At 69.9% G+C, this 20,086-nt stretch carries 14 protein-coding genes; 3 read left to right on the top strand and 11 right to left on the bottom strand.

What is annotated here, in order from left to right; genetic code table 11:
• Positions 1 to 36: 36 nt before the first annotated feature.
• From OG589_RS07465 to OG589_RS07420, 10 genes are all read right to left on the bottom strand, one after another.
• The gene (locus OG589_RS07465) at positions 37 to 1,785 is read right to left on the bottom strand and encodes a discoidin domain-containing protein (RefSeq protein ID WP_405147369.1); all 1,749 of its coding nucleotides are present in this window, start codon (positions 1,783 to 1,785) and stop codon (positions 37 to 39) included.
• Between the two features lie 513 nt (positions 1,786 to 2,298).
• Entirely contained in the window at positions 2,299 to 2,652 is a 354-nt protein-coding gene (locus OG589_RS07460; RefSeq protein ID WP_405151976.1) for a YciI family protein, read from the bottom strand.
• Positions 2,653 to 2,771: 119 nt separating this feature from the next.
• Positions 2,772 to 3,053 (bottom strand): hypothetical protein, encoded by a 282-nt coding sequence (locus OG589_RS07455; protein ID WP_405151975.1) that lies wholly within the window; start codon positions 3,051 to 3,053, stop codon positions 2,772 to 2,774.
• Positions 3,054 to 3,396: 343 nt separating this feature from the next.
• The gene (locus OG589_RS07450; RefSeq protein WP_405147368.1) at positions 3,397 to 4,137 is read right to left on the bottom strand and encodes an SRPBCC domain-containing protein; all 741 of its coding nucleotides are present in this window, start codon (positions 4,135 to 4,137) and stop codon (positions 3,397 to 3,399) included.
• A 273-nt stretch (positions 4,138 to 4,410) separates the two neighbouring features.
• Positions 4,411 to 5,406: a LacI family DNA-binding transcriptional regulator gene (locus OG589_RS07445; protein ID WP_405147366.1), complete on the bottom strand. Its 996-nt coding sequence runs from the start codon at positions 5,404 to 5,406 to the stop codon at positions 4,411 to 4,413.
• Between the two features lie 25 nt (positions 5,407 to 5,431).
• Positions 5,432 to 6,421: a LacI family DNA-binding transcriptional regulator gene (locus tag OG589_RS07440; RefSeq protein WP_405147365.1), complete on the bottom strand. Its 990-nt coding sequence runs from the start codon at positions 6,419 to 6,421 to the stop codon at positions 5,432 to 5,434.
• On the bottom strand, positions 6,418 to 7,854 hold the full coding sequence (locus OG589_RS07435) for a GH1 family beta-glucosidase (RefSeq protein WP_405147364.1): 1,437 nt from the start codon (positions 7,852 to 7,854) through the stop codon (positions 6,418 to 6,420). The genes OG589_RS07440 and OG589_RS07435 overlap by 4 nt, the downstream gene beginning before the upstream one ends.
• Positions 7,855 to 7,856: 2 nt before the next feature.
• Entirely contained in the window at positions 7,857 to 8,687 is an 831-nt protein-coding gene (locus tag OG589_RS07430; protein ID WP_405147363.1) for a carbohydrate ABC transporter permease, read from the bottom strand.
• Positions 8,684 to 9,658, bottom strand: a complete 975-nt coding sequence (locus OG589_RS07425) for a carbohydrate ABC transporter permease (RefSeq protein ID WP_405147361.1) — start codon at positions 9,656 to 9,658, stop codon at positions 8,684 to 8,686. The genes OG589_RS07430 and OG589_RS07425 overlap by 4 nt, the downstream gene beginning before the upstream one ends.
• A gap of 163 nt (positions 9,659 to 9,821) precedes the next feature.
• A complete protein-coding gene (locus OG589_RS07420) occupies positions 9,822 to 11,129 on the bottom strand; it encodes an extracellular solute-binding protein (protein WP_405147360.1) in 1,308 nt (435 codons plus the stop codon).
• Between the two features lie 362 nt (positions 11,130 to 11,491).
• On the opposite strand from OG589_RS07420, the gene OG589_RS07415 reads away from it, so the two are divergent.
• From OG589_RS07415 to OG589_RS07405, 3 genes are read left to right on the top strand one after another with little or no spacing between them, the layout of a single operon-like run.
• Entirely contained in the window at positions 11,492 to 13,645 is a 2,154-nt protein-coding gene (locus OG589_RS07415) for a discoidin domain-containing protein (protein ID WP_405147359.1), read from the top strand.
• 60 nt (positions 13,646 to 13,705) lie between these two features.
• Positions 13,706 to 16,537: a PQQ-dependent sugar dehydrogenase gene (locus tag OG589_RS07410; protein ID WP_405147358.1), complete on the top strand. Its 2,832-nt coding sequence runs from the start codon at positions 13,706 to 13,708 to the stop codon at positions 16,535 to 16,537.
• Entirely contained in the window at positions 16,530 to 18,122 is a 1,593-nt protein-coding gene (locus OG589_RS07405; protein WP_405147357.1) for a ThuA domain-containing protein, read from the top strand. Before OG589_RS07410 ends, OG589_RS07405 begins: the two co-directional genes overlap by 8 nt.
• A 135-nt stretch (positions 18,123 to 18,257) precedes the next feature.
• Here OG589_RS07405 and OG589_RS07400 read toward each other — a convergent pair whose 3' ends face one another.
• Positions 18,258 to 20,075 carry an ABC transporter ATP-binding protein gene (locus OG589_RS07400; RefSeq protein ID WP_405147355.1) on the bottom strand — a complete coding sequence of 606 codons (1,818 nt, stop codon included), beginning with the start codon at positions 20,073 to 20,075 and terminating at the stop codon, positions 18,258 to 18,260.
• Between the last annotated feature and the right edge of the window lie 11 nt (positions 20,076 to 20,086).

Raw genomic sequence — 20,086 nt, 5'->3', positions numbered from 1 at the left:
CACGGCCCGTGGGGGGCCGTGCCGGAACCCGTGCGCCTACTGGTAGACGCGGACGTAGTCGACGAGCATCCGCTTCGGGAACCCGGTGGAGGCGTCCGGCGGACCGGGCCAGTCACCGCCCACCGCGAGGTTGAGGATCAGGTAGAACGGGTGGTCGTAGACCCACGGGCCACGCGTCGCCTCGACCTGGGCCTTGTCCAGGGTGAAGACCGTACGGCCGTCCAGGGTGTAGACGATGCCCTTGCTGTCCCAGTTGGCGGCCCAGACGTGGAAGTCGTCGGAGTAGTCCGCCCCGCCGGGCAGGGTGTACGGCGACCCGATGCCGCCGCCGCCGTTGTAGGCGGGAGCGTGGATCGTGGAGTAGGCCGTCTTGGTGTCCTTGCCCAGGATCTCCATGATGTCGACCTCGCCGTTGTACGGCCAGGGCCGCCCGGTGAGGAAGTCGGCGCCCATCATCCAGAACGCCGGCCACAGGCCGTTGCCCTTGGGCACCTTGATCCTGGCCTCGACGCGGCCGTAGGTGAAGTTGAACTTGTTGCCGGTGTTGATGCGCCCGGAGGTGTACTGGCAGGGGCCGCCGGGGCAGGCGGTTCCGGCCGTGGTCTCCTTGCGGGCCTCGATCACCAGGTTGCCGGCGCCGTCGGTGGAGGCGTTGTTGTTGTTGGTGTAGTACTGCAGCTCGCCGTTCTGGCCGGTGCCGTAGTCGGAGACCCACTTGGCCGGGTCGGGCTTGGTGCCGGCGGCGCTGTTGAACTCGTCGCTCCATACGAGCTGCGGGGGGTTGCGCGGGTCGGGCGGGAGCGGCGGCGGGGTGATGGGGGCGCCGCCGGTGCCCCAGACCTGGAACTCCCACAGCGAGTAGCCGTAGGCCGAGGAGCGCTGGGTGCCGTACATCCGGACGTAGCGGCCGGTGCCGTTCACGGTGAGGGTCTGCTTGAACCCGGTGCCAGTGGTCGTGGAGTAGATGGAGGTCCAGTTGGTCGCGTCCGGTGAGACCTGGATCTGGAAGGCCTTGGCGTAGGCCGGGTCCCACTGGAGGATGACCTTGTGGATCTGCGCGGTGGCGCCGAGGTCCACGTAGATCCAGCCCGGGTCCACCCAGCCGGTGGTGGAGCTGGTGGCCCAGCGGCTGGCCGGGTCGCGGTCGAACGCCCTGGCGGGGGTGCACTCGTAGCAGTTGCCGTCGCTCTGGGAGCTGGAGGCCACGCCGGGCTTGTTGTACGACAGCAGCTTGTCACCGCCGGGGTCACCGGTGGGGGTGATGGTCGGCGTCGGGCTCGGCGTGGTGCCGCCGATGGTCCCGAAGACCTGGAACTCCCACAGCGAGTAGCCATACTGGGTGGAGCGCTGGGTGCCGTACATGCGCACGTAGCGGCCGGAACCGTTGACCGCGAGGGTCTGGTTGCCGCCGGCGCCGGTCGTGGTGGTGTAGATGCTGGTCCAGGTGGCGGCGTCGGCCGAGGTCTGGATCTGGAACGCCTTGCCGTAGGCGGCCTCCCAGTTCAGCACGACCTGGGTGATGGTGGCGGTGGCGCCCAGATCGACCTGGATCCACTGCGGGTCGGCGAAGCCGCTCGACCAGCGGGTCCCGGCGTTGCCGTCAACGGCCGCTGTGGCAGGGAAGGCCACATTCTCCGAGGAGGAGGCGGTCACCGGCTTTCCCTGGGACAGCAAGGTGTCGGCGGCCATGGCGGGAACGATCGTCAGACAGGACATGATCAGGGCGACCGCGAGGGCGATGAGCAGGGCCAAGCGGTTGCGGGGAGAATTTGGGGACGGCGGCATCGCGTCTCCTGAAGATGGGGGGTAGCGCCACAGGGGCTCGGGGAGCGCTCTCTCAACGAGAGAGTGTCTCCTCCGACAATGCCTGTCAAGGGCCTAATTAACCCACCGGAAACGTGACGCACACGATGCGGCAACCGGGAGTGCGTTCCAGGGAGCGCTCCCTGAAGATCCGTTTGTAACGAAACAACGCCCATTGAGCTGCGCGAATGCGCGGCGTTTCCAGGGAGCGGTTTCTCGGGTTCGCTTGATCGTTCCTCGCACGGGCAGCCAAAAGATCTTGCTCAGCGCAATACGGAAGATGTGCACGGGACGCCCCGGATGAGGGAGCGCGTTCTTCATGATCTTCCTGCCCGTCGCGCGGGACGCGCACGGCGCCCTGCCCGCACATGGCGAGGGCCGGGACACGATCCCCGTGTCCCGGCCCTCCGCCGCCTCACCGGGCCAGCCGCCGGAGGCGGCCTTGGCGACGATCGCGGCACGCGTCGCCGCGGTCGATGGCGGCGAGGCGCGGGCTCAGGCGTCCGCTCCCCCATCGCCCATGAGGGGCCGCACCTCGATGCCGGTGTACCGCGCGTCCGGGATCCGGGCGGCGAGCTCGACGGCGAGCTCCCTGCTCTCGCAGTCGACCAGGTAGTAGCCGCAGAAGAACTCCTTGGCCTCGGCGTACGGCCCGTCCGTCGCCTCGGTGACCCCGCCGCGCACCCGCACGGTCACGCTGGTCGCGGGGTTGGCCAGCGCCTCGGTGCCGACCATCTCGCCGGACTCGGTGATCGCCTTGATGAACGCGTCGTGACCGGCGAACACCTCCTCGCGCTGCTGCTCCGACAGGGAGTCCCAGGTGGCGGTGTTCATGTAGATCATCAGCATGTACTTCACGGCTCGTGCTCCTCAAAGGTCAGGGCGCCCTCCGCGGGCGCCTCACATACCTGGGTCGGAGCCGGCGGCGCGTCCTCGACATCCGCGGGGAAGAAATCTCCGGCGGACGGTCACGGGCCTTCTTCTGAGGATCCGGTCGTCAGGGTCTGGCAGGCGCGAAGCTCCCAGTGGCTGATCGCCGGATCGGCGAGAGCCGCGTTGACCGTGGCCTGGATCTGGGCGCTGGTGGTGTCGTCAGCGGTGTCGACACGGATGACGATGTCTCCATTGCCCTGTCTGAGGTCTTTATGCCATTTTTCGGGCAGGAGTGCCAATATGCGTATTCCGTCGATCGGGGAATTGGCCGATGCCTGCGAAGTGGTGGTGCGGTGCATCGTCAACTCGACCAGCATCGTCACCCGTCCTCATTCAGTCCCAGGTGGTGCCCAGGGTCCTCTTCCCGTGGCCGCCTATGCCGATGGTACCGGAGATGGGGGCCGGGATGATCGGGCCGGACAGATCGGCGCGCACGGTCGAGTTCGTCATTTCTCTTTCTCTTTCCTTGGGCTGTGCATTTGTTCTCGGACAAACAACTCGGCGGGATTCACGGCTTGCCAGGTATGGCGAGTCGCGTGCCGCCGGCGGCTTCCCGCGACCTCGCGGCGCTGACAGGACGGCGGCCCTTTCGGGTGGGCCGGACGGGCCGTCGTCCTGTGCGGCGCCTCCGGAGACCTTGAAGACGGGGCTGAGGGCGGCCTAGGCGAACAGCTTGCCGAGCCAGTCCTCCCAGGCCTGCTCGGCCTCCTTGGGGTCGGCCTCGTCGGCGAAGAGGTGGTGCCCGATGACCACGGTGTCCTGCAGGCAGATGAACCGGTACAGCCCGTCACCGGTGCGCACCCCGAGAAAGCCCGGGGCCACGTAGTCGGCGACCCCCTCGATGGGCTCGAAGCCCTCCGGGGTCAGCCGCACCCGGTCGCCCTGCACGACCTCGCGCTCGATGCCGAGCCCGCGCTCCAGCAGGCGCCACACCGGCTCGCCGGCGCCCTCGCCCGGACGGGCGCCGAAGACGACGAGCGCGAACTTTCCCGGGAAATGGGTGAGGTACTGGTCCAGCGTGTGCAGGTACATGTCCCAGCCTCTGTGCAATGCGTCCAACTCGGCCTCCCAGCCTTCGCCGAGGACGCCGTTGTGCACGATGCGCAGCACCGTGCCGCCCTGCGCGCGTCCTTCGATCCGATACTCCAAAGCCATGAACGTGCCGCCCTCGCCCTCGCCGCTGCGAAAGGCGTAGCGCCTGTTCGGTTCCCAGGCGGTGATGGTGGCGTCGGACGGGAAGTCGCCGAAGAACTGCCTGACCCTGCCGCCCTCGCGGGGCTCGATCTCGTTGCGCCCCATGTACCAGGAGTTCAGGCCCGGTCCGGTGGCGACCGCGTCCCAGACCTCTTCCGCGGTCGCCCGCAGTTCGATTTCCTTGCGCAGCTCGAATGCGTGAGTCATCGCGCAACTCCTTGCCCTCGTCTCCGATGTGCCGGCCCGGCGCCGGTCTCGATCCCCGCCGCCTGGCCATGACCCAACGGTCGCACCGAACACTTTTTTTGTCAAGACTATCGAAGTTGTCGGGAGCGGGGACGGCCGTCACGGCTCGCCCGTGGGAGGGGCGCGGTCCCGGACGCGTGCGCGAGCGGCGCTGAGAGGCCCCCTGAACGCGCGAACGCCGCCCGCCTGGCCCCGTTTTATGCGGGCCTTATGGCGGGCGGCGTGGCGCCGCGTCTACGCGGACTCGCGGACGATCAGCTCGGTGGGCAGGACCACGGGATCGGCGGGGCCGCCTTCGAGGAGGCGGAGCAGCAGCCGCACCATGGCCGCCGCCTGCTCGCGGAAGGGCTGGCGGACCGTCGTCAGCGGGGGCTCGGTGTACGAAGCGGCCTCGATGTCGTCGAACCCGACCACGGCGACGTCCTCGGGCACCCGCCGCCCGGCCTGCCGCAGCGCCTGGAGGGCGCCGATCGCCATCAGGTCGTTGGCGATGAACACGGCGTCGAGCCCGGGATCGTCCTCCAGGAGCTGCCTCATGGCGATCGCCCCCGACTCGCGGGTGAAGTCGCCTATCGCGACGATCGAGCGCCGGTCGGAGCCCTGCAGGACCGAGCGGTAGCCGGCCAGCCGGTCCTGGCCTCCGATCATGTCGGGCGGCCCGGCGATCGTGGCGATGCGCCGCCGCCCCCGGTCGAGCAGGTGGCGCACGGCCGCCTCGGCGCCGCCCACGTTGTCGTTGTCGACGTAGGGCAGGTTGACGTTGACGGCGGGCCTGCCGTACGAGACCACGGGGACCCGCATGCGCATGATCGCGGCGGGGAGCGGGTCGGCGCCGTGCATCGAGATCAGCATGACGCCGTCGACGTGCCCGCCCGTGAGATAGCGCTCCACGCGCGCGTGGCTCGTCGGGGTGCCGGCGAGCATCAGGATGACCTGCTTGTCGGCGGCCTCCAGCTCCGCGCTCGCGGAGCGGATGACCGTGGAGAACATCGGGTCGTCGGAGAAGACCCTCGTCGGCGGTTCGGAGACCACCAGCGCGATCGAGTCGGTCCGCTGGGTGACCAGGCTGCGCGCCGCGAGGTTCGGCACGTAGCCCATCTCGTCGACCGCCCGCATCACCGCCTCGCGGAGCTCCGCCGTGACGGTCGTCCCTCCGTTGACCACCCGGGAGACCGTGGCACGGGACACTCCCGCCCGTGCCGCCACGGCCTCGAGAGTCGGTCGTCTCATACCAGTGCCCTCCACGATGAAGTGATTACGCCGACTCCCTGATCACCAGTTCGTTGGGCATGATGACCGGGTCGCCGGACCCGCCTTCGAACAGGCCGAGCAGCAGCCTCGCCGTGGCGAGGGCCTGGTCTTGCATGGGGCTTCGCACGGTGGTCAGCGGCGGCGTGGTGTACGACGCGGCCTCGATGTCGTCGAAGCCCACCACCGCCACGTCGTCGGGCACCCGCCGCCCCGCCTCGCGCAGGGCGCGCAGGGCGCCGATGGCCATCAGGTCGTTGGCCGCGAAGACCGCGTCCAGCGCCGGGTCGTCGTCGAGGAGCTGGCGCATGCCCTCGGCGCCGGAGACGCGGGTGAAGTCGCCGATGGCGACGATCGACCGGCGACCGGTGTCGCGCAGGGTCTCACGGTAGCCCGTGAGACGGTCCTGCGAGGCCACCATGTCGAGCGGGCCGGTGATCGTGGCGATGCGCCGCCGTCCGAGGTCCAGCAGGTGCTTGACCGCCGACGTCGCGCCGCCGAGGTTGTCGTTGTCGACGTACGGCACCCCGGCGACGGACTTGCCGTGCGACACCATGGGGACGCCCATGCGCGCCAGGGAACCCGGGAGGGGGTCGGCGCCGTGCATCGACACGAGCATGACCCCCGCCACGTGCCCGGCGGCCACGAACTGCTCCACCCGGAGCTGGCTCTCAGGCGACCCGGCGAGCATGAGGGTGACCTGCTTGCCCGCCGCCTCCAGCTCGCGGCTCACCGTGCGGACGACCGCGGAGAACATCGGATCGTCTGACACGAGCCCCTTGGGGGGGTCGGAGACGATCACCGCGACCGCGCTGGTGCGCTGGGTCGCGAGACTCCTGGCCGCGCCGTTCGGCACGTACCCCAGCTCTCTCACGGCCCGGATCACCAGGTCGCGGATCTCCGGGGTCACCGTGGCCTCTCCGTTCACCACCCGGGACACGCTCGACTTCGACACCCCTGCCCGGGCGGCGACCGCCTCCAAGGTGGGTCGTCTCATGCCAGCCCATTCTCCCTGATGACTCCGCGGTACCACTCCGCGCTGTCCTTGAGGAGCCGCCGCTGGGTGGCGAAGTCGATGTGGACGATGCCGAACCTGCGGTGGTAGCCCTCGGCCCACTCGAAGTTGTCCAGCAGCGACCACACCAGGTAGCCGCGGAGGTCGGCCCCGCCCTCGATGGCGGCGTGCACGGCACGCAGGTGCGAGTCGAGGTAGGCGGTGCGGTCGGCGTCGTGGACCCGCTCCCCCGCCTCGGTCCTGGTCACCACGTCGTCGAAGGCGGCGCCGTTCTCGGTGACCATCAGGCCGACCTCGGGGTAGTCGTGCGACAGGCGCAGCAGCAGGCGCGACAGTCCCGTGGGGACGATCGGCCACTCCATGGCGGTCTTCGGGGCGTCGAGGGCGGGGAACAGGATGTCCTCCGTGCCGGGCCACGCGGGGTTGGCGGGCTCTCCCGGGCTCGACCGCACGATGCACGGGTTGTAGTAGTTGACGCCGATGACGTCGGTGCGCTGGTGGATGTCGCCGAGGTCGTCGTCGTGGATGTGGTCGAGCCCGGCGATCCGCTCGACGATCGCCAGCACCTCGGCCGGGTAGCTCCCGCGCAGCACGGGGTCGAGGATCTGCCGGTTGAGCAGGCAGTCGACGCGGTTCACCGCCTCGGCGTCGGCCTCCGAGATCTCGGCGCTGGGGTCGTTGCCCTGCGCCGGGGTCAGCACGGGCGAGGAGTTGATGACCAGCATGATCTCCTCCGCCCCTGCCGTGCGGAGCGCCTGGGTGGCCAGTCCGTGGCCGAGCAGGAAGTGGTGCGAGGCGATCAGCGCGGACGCGGGGTCCTGGCGTCCGGGCGCGTGCACACCGGAGCCGTACCCGAGGAAGGCCTGCACCCAGGGCTCGTTCAGCGTGGCCCAGTTGCGCACCCGGTCGCCCAGGCGGGCGTGGACGGCGGCGGCGTAGTCGGCGAGCCGGTACGCGGTGTCCCTGTTGGTCCAGCCGCCGCGGTCCTCCAGCGTCTGGGGCAGGTCCCAGTGGTAGAGGGTGACGTACGGCGTGATGCCGGCGCCGGCCAGCTCGTCGACGAGCCGGTCGTAGAAGTCGAGCCCCCGGGTGTTGATCGGCCCGGACCCGTCCGGCTGCACGCGCGGCCACGCGATGGAGAACCGGTAGGCGCCGAGGCCGAGGTCGCTCATCAGCCGCACGTCGTCGGCGTAGCGGTAGTAGTGGTCGCAGGCCACGTCGCCGGTGTGCCCGAAGGCGACCTTGCCCGGCGTGCGGGAGAAGGTGTCCCAGACCGAGGGGCCGCGGCCGTCGTCCCTGGCGGCCCCCTCGATCTGGTAGGACGCCGTGGCGGCGCCCCATATGAAGCCTTCGGGGAAGACCGCCCGTCCCTCCGTCAGATATGAAGGCAGGGTCCCCCGAGTGGTGACGGTCATGGTCATCCCTTCACAGCTCCTTGCATGATTCCTCCGATGACCTGCTTCCCGAGCAGGGCGAACACGATGACCAGCGGCAGCGTGCCGAGTGCCGTGCCGGTCAGGCTGAGCGCGTAGTCGCTGACGTACCCGGCGGCGAGCGTCGACAGCGCGACCTGCACGGTGGGGTTCTCCGGGGTCAGCACGACCAGCGGCCAGAAGTAGTCGTTCCACGCCGACATGAAGGTCAGCATGCCGAGGACGGCCGCGGCCGGGCGCGCGACCGGGAGCACCACGTGCCAGAACAGGCCCCAGGTGGTGCAGCCGTCGACCCGGCCGGCCTCCAGCAGCTCGGTCGGCAGCGCCCGCGACAGGTACTGCGTCATGAAGAACACGCCGAAGGCGTTGGTGAGCGCGGGGACGACCAGCGCGTACATGGAGCCCGTCCACTCCAGCTTCACCATGAGCAGGTACAGCGGGATGATGCCGAGCTGGGTCGGCACCATCATGGTCGCCACGGTGACCACCAGCAGGGCCTTGCCGCCGCGGAAGCGCAGCTTGGCGAAGGCGAACCCGGCCAGGGTGGAGAAGAACATCACCGAGATCGCGATGGCGCCCGAGACCAGGACGGAGTTCAGCAGCGCGAGCGCGAAGGGCACGGTGTCGAAGACACGCTCCACGTTGGCGAGGAGGTTGCCGCCCGGCAGCAGCGGGGGCGGCACGTCGGCCAGCGCCGAGTTGTCGCGCGAGGCGACCACCACGCTGTAGTACAGCGGAAGGGCCGAGAAGAACGCCACCGCCAGCAGGGTGAGGTAGGTGAGCGTGCGGGCCCTGCCCGCCGTGCGCGGTATCACGTCAGGCTCCCTCTCGTCCGGCGGGTGAGCAGGTAGTTCACGCCCGCGATGACGACGATGAAGAGGAACATCATCCAGGACACGGCCGAGGCGTAGCCGAAGTCCAGCTTGACGAAGTTCTCGTAGATGAAGAGCGACAGCGTCTGGTACTGCCGATCCGGGCCGCCTGTGGGGCTGTAGATGCCGAACAGCAGCGGCTCGGCGAGCACCTGCATGGCGCCGATCGTGGAGGTGATGACCACGAACACGATCGTGGGCCGGATCATCGGCACCGTGATCTTGCGGAGCTGGGTGAACCCGCTCGCCCCGTCGATGGTGGCGGCCTCGTACAGCTCGCGCGGCACGGCCTGCATCGCCGCCAGGAAGATCAGCGCGTTGTAGCCGGTCCACCGCCACATGATCATGACGGAGATCGCGACGTGGGAGGTGGCGGTCCCGGCGTTCCAGTCGACGGCGCCGACTCCGAACCAGGACAGCACCCAGTTGATCAGGCCGTAGTCCCGGCCGAAGAGCTGGCTGAAGATGACGACGACGGCGACCACGCTGGTCACGTTCGGCAGCAGCAGCGTGACCCTGAACAGGGTCTGGGCCCGTAGCGGGCGGTTCAGCAGGTGCGCGAGCCAGATGGCCAGCAGCAGCTGGGGCACCGTAGACAGCACGCCGATGGACAGCGTGTTGAACGTGGCGTTCCAGAAGTAGTCGTCGCCGAGCAGCGTGGTGAAGTTGTCGAGCCCGACGAACTTGTGCACGTCGGACAGCAGGGTCCAGTCGTGCAGGCTCACCCAGGCGGTGTACGCCAGGGGGAACAGCCCGAACGCGCAGAACAGCAGGAAGAACGGGGCGACATAGGCGTACGGCGAGGCCTTGACGTCCATCCGGTGCACGATGTGACGCCGGTGCGTACCGGGCCCGGACCGCACCGGGGAAGGAGGCGGGATCGCCGCCAGGTTGTCGGGGGCACGGGTGGCCATGGCAGCTCCTTTCGGCAAGCCATCGGATCGGGCAGGGCGGGCCGTCGGTACGGCGCGCCCCGCCATCGGATGCGGAGGAGGACCACCTGGTCGGACGCGCCCGGCGGCGCGTCCGGCAGGTGTGTGGCCGGCCCGGTGTCACCGGGTTACCACCCCCGGCGGGCTACTTGATCCTTTCGAGGTCCTTGAGCGACTGCGCCCAGGACTCCTCCGGCGTCTGCTTGCCCTGCTCGATGCGCTGGAGGGCGTTGCCGAAAGCGGTCAGGACGTCGCCGGCCTTCGGCCCGACGTGCTGCGGCTTGAGGGCCTTGGCGGCGTCGGTGAAGATCTTTCCGGTCGGCGCGTCGCTGAAGAACGGGTTCTTGAACCCGGTGATGGTCGGGTCGTCGTAGAGGGCGGGGATGGAGGGAAGGGCCCCGGCGTCGGTGAACAGCTTGAGCTGGGTGTCCTTGTTGGTCAGCAGGTCGATGAGCTCGGCCGCCTCCTTGGGGTGCTTGCCCTGCTTGGGGGCCATCAGGTGCGTGCCGCCCTGGTTGCCGCCGCCACCGCCGGGCACCGCCGCCACGTCCCACTTGCCGGACGTGGTCGGGGCCGCGTCCTTGATGCTGCCGGTCTTCCAGGACGGGCAGATGATGGTCGCGAACGAGCCCTTGGTGAGGCCGGTGTTCCACGGCGGGCTGAAGGCGGCCAGCTTGGCGGACTCGTCGGCCTGGATCATCTGGGCCGACAGGTCGAACGCCTTCTTCACGTCGGGGTTGGTGCCGGCGACCAGGTTGTTCTGCTCGTCGTAGAACCCGACGGGGGCCTGGTCGACCATGGCGCGGAAGTTCTCACCGGGGCCGTCGAACCACTTGGCGCCCGACACCTTGGCGGCGACGAACTTCTTGCCCGCCTCCAGGTACGCCTCCCAGGTGGGCCAGAGCTGCGACACCTCGTCCCGGTTGGTGGGCAGGCCGGCCTTCTTGAACAGGTCGGTGCGGTAGCACATGGCGAGGCCGCCGACGTCGGTGCCGAGACCCAGCAGCTTGGTGCCGTCGGGGGACAGCCCCTGCTTCCACTTCCAGTCGAGGTAGTCGCTCTGGCGCTTGCCGAGGCCGTAGTCGTTGAGGTTGTAGAACTTGTCGGCCAGCGGGCTGAACGTGGCGATGTAGCCGGCCTCGACCGCCTCGACGTCGGCAGCGCCCGCCCCCGTGGCCAGCTGCGTGGTGAGGTTCTTGTGGTGGTCGTTGAACTGTGCCCGGCGCTCGACGATCTCGACGTTCGGGTGCGTCTTCTTGAACTCCTCGTACAGCGGAGCGAAGTGGAAGTCGCTGAACAGCGCGACGGTCAGCTTGATCTTCTCGGCCGGCTGCGAGGCACCCGACGAGGCACCCGTGCCGCCACCGCCGTCACCGCCACAAGCGGTCACGCCGACGGCCAGTACGGCAGCGAGCAGCGGGGTGACGAGCATCCCGGGGCGAAGCTTGCCCATAGACCCTCCCTGGGGGGCTATTAATGATCATGGAGGGAGCGCTCCCTGAGAAGGTTCATTCCGTTGCGCCCCCCGTGTCAACGGGTTCGCCGATAACGATCGTCGTGACCTGGACACCGGATCCGCCCTCGCCCGCAGGGAGCGCTCTCTCTGTTCCCTCACCGTTCACGCAGGTCAGAGGGTGAAAAGGAGTAGGTCGAGAGCGGCTTGAGAGCGCTCTCAGATGCGCATCGACGATTGCGGACGGATGTGCGCAAGGTTTCCTCCGAGTTAATTGGGCCCTTGACAGCCCCTGACCGGAAAGCGCACTCTCGGTCTCCGGGAGCGCTCCCCGAACCCCCCATGCCTGCCGAGGAGACGCCGTGAGTTCTTCCCGCAGCCCGAGCCGCTTTCGCTTGGGGTTGCTCGTCGCCACCGCGATCATCGTGATCACGTCCTGCTTCACCCTCGCACCGGCCATGGCGGCCGACAGCCTGCTGTCACAGGCCAGACCGGTCACGGCCTCCTCGTCGGAGAGCGCCGCCTTCCCCGCCGCCGGCGCGGTGGACGGCAACGCCGGCACCCGGTGGGCGAGCGCGTTCAGCGACCCACAGTGGCTCCAGGTCGACCTCGGCGCGACCGCGAGCATCAGCCGTGTGGTGCTGAACTGGGAGGCCGCCTACGGCAAGGCCTTCCAGATCCAGACCTCGGCCGACGCCGCCACCTGGACCTCGATCTACTCCACGACCACCGGCACCGGCGGCACGCAGGATCTCACGGTAACGGGCACGGGGCGCTATGTCCGCATGTACGGCACACAGCGGGCCACGGCGTACGGCTATTCGCTCTTCGAGTTCCAGGTCTACGGCACCACGGCGCCGCCCACCGGCTGCGGCACCGACAACGCCGCGCAGGGACGTCCCGCCACCGCCTCCTCCACGGAGAACGCCGCCTTCCCGGCGGGCAACGCGGTGGACGGCAACGCCGGCACCCGGTGGGCCAGCGCGTTCAGCGACCCGCAGTGGCTCCAGATCGACCTCGGCTCGGCCAAGCAGGTCTGCGGCGTGACCCTGGTCTGGGAGGCGGCCTACGCCACGGCCTTCCAGCTCCAGCTCTCCGCCGACGCCAACGCCTGGACCACGGTCTACTCCACGACCACCGGCACCGGTGGCACGCAGAACCTCACCGTGACCGGCACGGGCCGCTACCTGCGGATCTATATGACCCAGCGGGCCACCCCGTACGGCGACTCGCTGTTCGAGGTGATCGTCCACACCGGCTCGGGGACCTCCACGCCCACCCCGACGCCGACCATCACCCCCACCGTCGACCCCGGCGGTGACAAGCTCCTGTCGTACGGCAGGCCCGGCGTGGCCTCCACCACGCAGGACGACGTGAACTGCGGAGGCTGCACGGCGGCCAAGGCCTTCGACCGCGACCCGGCCACTCGCTGGGCCACCAGCTCCACCACCGGCTGGGTCGACCCGGGCTGGATCTACGTGGACCTCGGCGCCACCGCGCAGATCCACAAGGTCATCCTCCAGTGGGACCCGGCGTACGCCAAGGCCTTCCAGATCCAGACCTCGCCCGACGCCGCCACGTGGACCCCGATCTACTCCACGACCACCGGCACCGGGTTCAAGCAGACCCTCACCGTGAACGGCACCGGCCGCTACGTGCGCATGTACGGCACGCAGCGGGCGACCGCCTACGGTTACTCGCTGTGGGAGTTCCAGGTCTGGGGCACCGGCGGCGCCCCCATCACCCCGCCGCCGCTCCCGCCCGACCCGCGCAACCCCCCGCAGCTCGTGTGGAGCGACGAGTTCAACGGCCCGGCGGGCACCAAGCCCGACGCGGCCAAGTGGAAGCCCGAGATCGGGCCCGGCGTCAACAACGAGCTGCAGTACTACACCGACAACGACAACGCCTCGACCGACGGCGCGGGGAACCTCGTGATGGAGGCCCGCAGGCAGACCACGGCCGGATCGGCCTGCCCCGGCGGCCCGTGCCAGTACACCTCCTCCAGGATCAACACCTATGGCAAGTTCAGCTTCACCTACGGCCGCGTCGAGGCCCGGATCAAGGTGTCCGGCACCAAGGGCCTGTGGCCGGCGTTCTGGCTGCTCGGCGCCGACTTCTTCGACCAGGGCAGGCCCTGGCCGTACGTCGGCGAGATCGACATCATGGAGCACCTCGGCCGTGAGCCGCAGACGGTCTACTCCACGATCCACGCGCCCGCGTACTTCGGCGGCGGCGGGTTCGGCTCGCCGTACTCGATCGCCGGTGACTTCGCGTCGGACTTCCACGTCTTCGCCGTCGACTGGAACAGCCAGGGCATGAAGTTCACGGTGGACGGCAACACCATCCACACGGTCGACCGGGCGACGCTGGAGGCGACGCGCGGGCCGTGGGTGTTCGACCACCCGTTCTTCATCATCCTCAACAACGCCGTGGGCGGCGACTGGCCGGGCCCGCCCGACGCGACCACCGTTCTCCCGCAGAAGATGCTCGTCGACTACGTCCGCGTCTACCAGTGAGCGCCACCGGGGTCCCGCACCCGCGGGACCCCGGTCACCCCCCACCCTCTGGATGCCGCAATGCCCTCGATGCCCTCGATGCGCCGATGGGCCGGTGCCACGCTGCTGGCGCTGGCCCTGCTCGCGCAACCGCTTCCGGCGCACGCCGCGCCGGTCGACCCCGCCCAGTTCCAGCAGGTCACCCTCGCCAAGGGTGTGGCCGAGGTGGGCGAACCCATGTCCATGGCCGTGATGCCCGACCGCTCGGTCGTGCACACGGCCCGCGACGGAACAGTGCGCGTCACCGACGCGGCCGGGAACACCAAGGTCTCCGGCAAGCTGGCCGTGTACTTCAACGACGAGGAGGGCCTGCAGGGCGTCGGCGTCGACCCCGGCTTCGCCACCAACAGGTTCATCTACCTGTACTACGCCCCGCCGCTGAACACCCCGCCGAACGGCTCCCCGCTGGACGGCACCCCGGCCGACTTCGCCCGCTTCGAGGGCGTCAACCGGCTGTCGCGCTTCACGCTGAACGCCGACAACACCCTCAACACCGCCAGTGAGAAGACCGTCCTGGAGGTCAAGACCAACCGGGGCGCCTGCTGCCACGTCGGCGGCGACATCGACTTCGACGCCGCGGGCAACCTGTACCTGACCACCGGCGACGACACCGAGCCCGGCTTCAACGACGGCTACGCCCCGATGGACGACCGTCCTGGCCGCGCGCCCTTCCTGGACGCGCAGCGCGGCGCGGCCAACACCAACGACCTGCGCGGCAAGGTGCTGCGCATCAAGGTGAACGCCGACGGCTCGTACTCGATCCCGGCCGGCAACATGTTCGCGCCCGGGACGGCGAACACCAGGCCCGAGATCTACGCCATGGGGTTCCGCAACCCGTTCCGTATGAGCGTGGACAAGGCCACCGGCGTGGTCTACCTGGGCGACTACGGCCCCGACGCCGGCGCGGCCGGGCCGCGCGGCCCCGGCGGCCAGGTGGAGTTCGACCGGATCACCTCGCCCGGCTTCTACGGCTGGCCGTACTGCACCGGGAACAACACCCCGGCGGAGACCTACGCGCACTTCGACTACGCCACCGGGACGGTCGGCGCCAAGTACGACTGCGCCGGCGGCCCCACCAACAGCTCGCGCAACAACACCGGGCAGGCCAAGCTCCCGCCCGCCAAGGCCGCGTGGATCACCTACGACGGCTGCAACCTGCCGGAGTTCGGCTGCGGCGCCGAGTCGCCGATGGGCGGCGTGGTCTACCGGTACAACACCAACGTCAGCTCGCCGGTCAAGTTCCCGCAGTCGCTGGACGGCCACTTCTTCGCGGGCGAGCTCCAGCGCGGGTGGATCAAGGACATCGTCGTCAACGCCGACGGAAGCCGCGGCGCGATCCAGCCCTTCCCCTGGTCGGGCAAGACCGTGATGGACATGGCCTTCGGTCCCGACGGTGCGCTGTACGTGCTCGACTACGGCACCGGGTGGTTCAACGGCAACGCCGACTCCGCCCTCTACCGCATCGAGTACATCGGCGGCGGTACCGGCGGGCGGGCGCCCATCGCGGTCGCCTCTGGCACCCCGCTCAGCGGCAAGGCGCCGCTCAGCGTGGCGTTCTCCTCGGCCGGCACCTCGGACCCCGACGGCGACGCGATCACCTACTCGTGGGCCTTCGGCGACGGCGGCACCTCGACGGCGGCCAACCCGACCCACACCTACACCACCAACGGCACCTACATCGTCACGCTGACGGTACGCGACAGCACGGGCAAGACCGCCACCGCCAACGTCACGGTGACCGTCGGCAACACCGCGCCGAACGTGAGCATCCAGCTCCCGCAGAACGGCCAGGTGTTCTCCTTCGGCGACGCCGTGCCGTACCGGATCACCGCGACCGACGCCGAGGACGGCACGATCGACTGCTCCCGGGTCAAGATGAACTACATCCTGGGGCACGACACGCACGGCCATCCGATGGCCACGGCGACCGGCTGCACCGGCACGATCCAGACCCCGCTCAACGGTGAGCACGACGGGGCGGCCAACCTGTTCGGAGTCTGGGACGCCGAGTACACCGACGCGGGCGGGCTGACCACGCACGCGCAGGTCGTCACCCAGCCGAAGACCCGCCAGGCCGAGCACTACACCACCTCGCAGGGCATCGCGCTGTTCGACAAGGCGACGGCGCACGGCGCCAAGACCGTCGGCAACATCGAGAACGGCGACTGGATCGAGTTCGACCCGTACGTCCTCTCGGGCATCCCGTCGTTCAGCGCGCGGGTCAGCTCGGGCGGCGTCGGCGGCTCCATCCAGGTGAGGGCGGGCTCCCCCACCGGCACGCTGCTCGGCACCGCGACCGTGCCCGTGACCGGCGGCTGGGAGACCTTCACCGACGTCACCGCTCCCCTGTCGGGGGCTCCGGCGGGCACGACCAAGCTCTACCTGGTGTTCACCGGGGGCGCCGGCGCGCTGTTCGACCTGGACGACTTCACCCTGGGCACAGGATCGGGCCCGCCGCCCACCTCGGGGCTGCTGTCGCAGGGACGTCCGGTCACCGCCTCCTCGGTGGAGAACGCCGGCACCGCCGCCGCCAACGTGAACGACGGCAACGCGGGAACCCGCTGGTCCTCGGCCTTCTCCGACCCGCAGTGGGTGTCCATCGACCTCGGGGCCAACCGTTCGGTCAACCGCGTCAAGCTCACGTGGGAGGCCGCCTACGGCAAGGCCTACAGCATCGAGACCTCGACCAACGGCACCACCTGGACACCCGCCTACACCACCACCACATCCGACGGCGGCACCGACGATCTCACCTTCGCCGCCACCACCGCACGTTACGTCCGCATGTACGGCACACAGCGCGCCACCGGCTACGGCTACTCCCTCTGGGAAATGGAGGTCTACGGTGTCTAAGCTCCTGGTCGCCCTCATGGGCGCCCTCATCCTGGCGGTCTTCGGGATCGGCGCGCAGAGCGCCCTCGCGGCCGATCCCGCCTACAAGGTGCTCGTGTTCTCCAAGACGGCGGGGTTCCGGCACGACTCGATCCCCGTCGGCATCCAGACCATCAGGGACCTCGGCACGGCGAACAACTTCACCGTCGACGCCACCGAGGACGCCACCGCGTTCACCACGGCCAACCTGGCACAGTACAAGGCCGTGATCTTCCTGAGCACCACCGGCGACGTGCTGGACGCCACCCAGCAGACCGCCTTCGAGTCCTACATCGCCGCGGGCGGCGGCTACGTCGGCGTCCACGCGGCGGCCGACACCGAGTACGACTGGCCGTACTACGGTCAGCTCGTGGGTGCCTGGTTCGCCTCCCACCCCGCGATCCAGCAGGTCACCGTCCGGGTGGAGGATCGCGTCCACCCCTCGACGGCCCAGCTTCCCGCCGCCTGGGTACGGACCGACGAGCTGTACAACTACCGCACCAACCCGCGTGACGTCGCGCACGTGCTGGCGACGCTGGACGAGTCGACCTACACCGGCGGGTCGATGGGCGCCGACCACCCCATCGCGTGGTGCCACCCCTTCCGGGGCGGGCGCGCCTGGTACACCGGTCTCGGCCACACGCAGCAGTCGTACGCGGAACCGCTGTTCCGCACCCACCTGCTCGGCGGCATCCGGTGGGCGGCGGGGGTCGCCACGGGTGACTGCACGGCGCCGCCGCCCTCGCCCGCCACGCAGGCGGAGAGCTTCACCTCCCAGCTCGGCACCCAGGTCGTCGACAAGGCCAGCGCGCACGGCGGCAAGGCGGTCGGCTACATCGACAACGGCGACTGGCTCGGCTTCTCCGGCGTCTCCACGGCCGGAGCCACGGGCATCACGGCGCGGGTCGCGTCGGCGGGCGCGGGCGGCACCATCCAGGTGCGGTCCGGCTCGGCCACGGGCACGCTGCTCGGATCGGTCACCGTCCCGGTGACCGGCGGCTGGGAGAACTGGCAGTCGGTCACCACCACGCTGACCGGAACCGCCACCGGCCCGCTGTTCCTGGTCTTCACCGGGGGCGCGGGGTCGCTGTTCGACCTGGACGAGGTCATCCTGACCACGGGCCCCGCTCCCACACCCACGCCCACGCCCACCGTCACGCCCACCCCGCCGCCCACCTCGGGGCTGCTGTCGCAGGGACGTCCGGTCACCGCCTCCTCGGTGGAGAACGCCGGCACCGCCGCCGCCAACGCGGTCGACGGCAACGCCGGAACCCGCTGGTCCTCGGCCTTCTCCGACCCGCAGTGGATCTCCGTCGACCTCGGCGCGAACCGTTCGGTCAACCGGGTGAAGCTCACGTGGGAGGCCGCCTACGGCAAGGCCTACCGCATCGAGACCTCGACCAACGGCACCACCTGGACACCCGCCTACACCACCACCACCTCCGACGGTGGCACCGACGATCTCACCTTCACCGCCACCACCGCCCGCTATGTCCGCATGTACGGCACACAGCGCGCCACCGGCTACGGCTACTCCCTCTGGGAAATGGAGGTCTACGGCAGCTGACGCCCCGTGGCCCCGTTGATCCCTGGACCGGGGCCACGCGTCACACCCTGCTCGCCGTCACGAACCGGCGAGCAGGGTGTCGGCGGCCCGCGACCGGAGACCAGGGCTCCCTGGATGGACCCGGTGTCACGGTGGTCACCGCGGATGGTCCGAGATGCCCGAGTGCCGCGGCTCGGCGGCGGGCCGCTGGTAGGCGTAGTAGGTCGCGTACAGGGCGGCGAAGGGGCCGTCCCTGCGGAGGAGCTCCTCGAAGCCCGCGTCCTCGGCCACCCTGCCCTCGTGGAGGACCAGGATGCGGTCGGCCCGCCGGATGGTGGACAGCCGATGGGCGATCACCAGCACGGTGCGGCCGGCGAACAGCCGGGTAAGCGCGTTCTGGATGCCCCGCTCGGTCAGCGGGTCCACACTCGCCGTCGGCTCGTCGAGGATCACGATGTCGGGCTCCTGGACGAACACCCGGGCCAGGGCGATGAGCTGCCGCTGGCCGACGGACACCCCCTGCCCACCGGAGGCGAGACGGTCGTCCAGGGACAGCGGCACGCACCGGTTCCACACCTGCCGCCCGATCCGCTCGACGGCGCGCTCGACGTCCTCGCGCCCCGCGCCCGGCCTGCCGTAGGCGATGTTCTCCGCGAGCGTGCCCGCGAACAGGAAGGGGTGCTGCGGGACGACGCCGACCCGCCGCCGGTACTCCTTCAGGTCCAGCGAGCGGATGTCGCGGCCGTCGACCAGCAGCTCGCCCTCCTGGAACTCGTACGCCCTGGTGATCAGCTTGGCGAGCGTGGACTTGCCTCCCCCGGTGTGCCCGACGACGGCGACCGTCTGCCGCGCGCCGATGCGCAGGTCGAGGCCGGAGAAGACCGCGGCCCGCGTCCCGTAGCGGAAGTGCAGGCCGCGCGCCTCGATCTCGCCGTCCATCCTCCCCACCGGGTCGTCGCCCCGCTGGACGATGGCGTGCTCGCTGTCGATCAGCGCGAACACCCGCTCGCTGGCGGCGAGGCCCTGCTGGAACAGGCTCCAGAACGACGCCGCCTGGGTCACCGGCTGCCACAGCATCCCGAGCGCCTGGAGTGCGAAGTACCACTCGCCCGGGGACAGCCGTCCGAGGACCGCGAACCGGCCGCCCTCGTACAGCACCACCGCCGTGGCGAGGCCGGCGAGCAGCGTCAGCAGCGGCAGGATCTCGGCGTAGATGAGGCCCTGCCTGATGTAGACGACGTACGACAGCCGGTTGACCTGGTCGAAGTCGCGGTACACCGTCGACTCCCTGCCGAAGCTCTTGGCGACGGAGATGCCCATCATCGACTCGTGGACGTTGGCGTTGACCTTGGCCATCACCCGCCTGGTGCTCGCCGCGGCCGTACGCGCGACCCTGCGGAACGCCAGCGCCGCGCCGAGCAGCACCGGCAGCGCGGCCACGATGATCAGGCCCAGGCCGGGGTCGATCCAGAACACCACCCCGCCGAGCAGCACCACGAGGAAGAGCTGGCTGAGCAGGTTGAGGGTCAGGGTCATGACCGAGCTGAACCCCTCGGTGTCGCCGGTGACCCTGCTGATCACCTGCCCCACCGAGTTACCGTCGTAGAACGCGACGTCCTTGGCGAGGGCGGCGTCGGCGGCGTCGCGCTGCAGCCGGTACACCACCTCGCCGACCAGGCGGGCGGTGAGGGCCTGGCGCGCCCAGTTCATCAGCCAGGCCAGCACCGCCGCCGCGACCACGTAGAGGCTCACCAGGAACCCCAGGCCGAGCCCGTCCCTGACCTGGTCGATCACCCGCGCGATGAGCACCGGGACGGACGCGGTGAGCAGCGCCGAGCCGACGACCAGGGCGGCGGAGGCGAGCATGGCACCGCGGTGCGCCCGCAGGTAGCGCAGGATGCGGGCCAGGAGCCTGGCGTTGCCGTAGACGCGGTCGTAGTCGTCGCCGCGCAGGCCGGTGAACAGCTCGGTCACGGGGTCCGCCT

Origin of the sequence: Sphaerisporangium sp. NBC_01403 (assembly GCF_045040145.1) — a bacterium.
Taxonomy (GTDB): Bacteria; Actinomycetota; Actinomycetes; order Streptosporangiales; family Streptosporangiaceae; genus Sphaerisporangium; species Sphaerisporangium viridialbum.
Note: the sequence above shows the minus strand (reverse complement) of the source record. Positions and strands in the feature narration are given on the sequence as shown.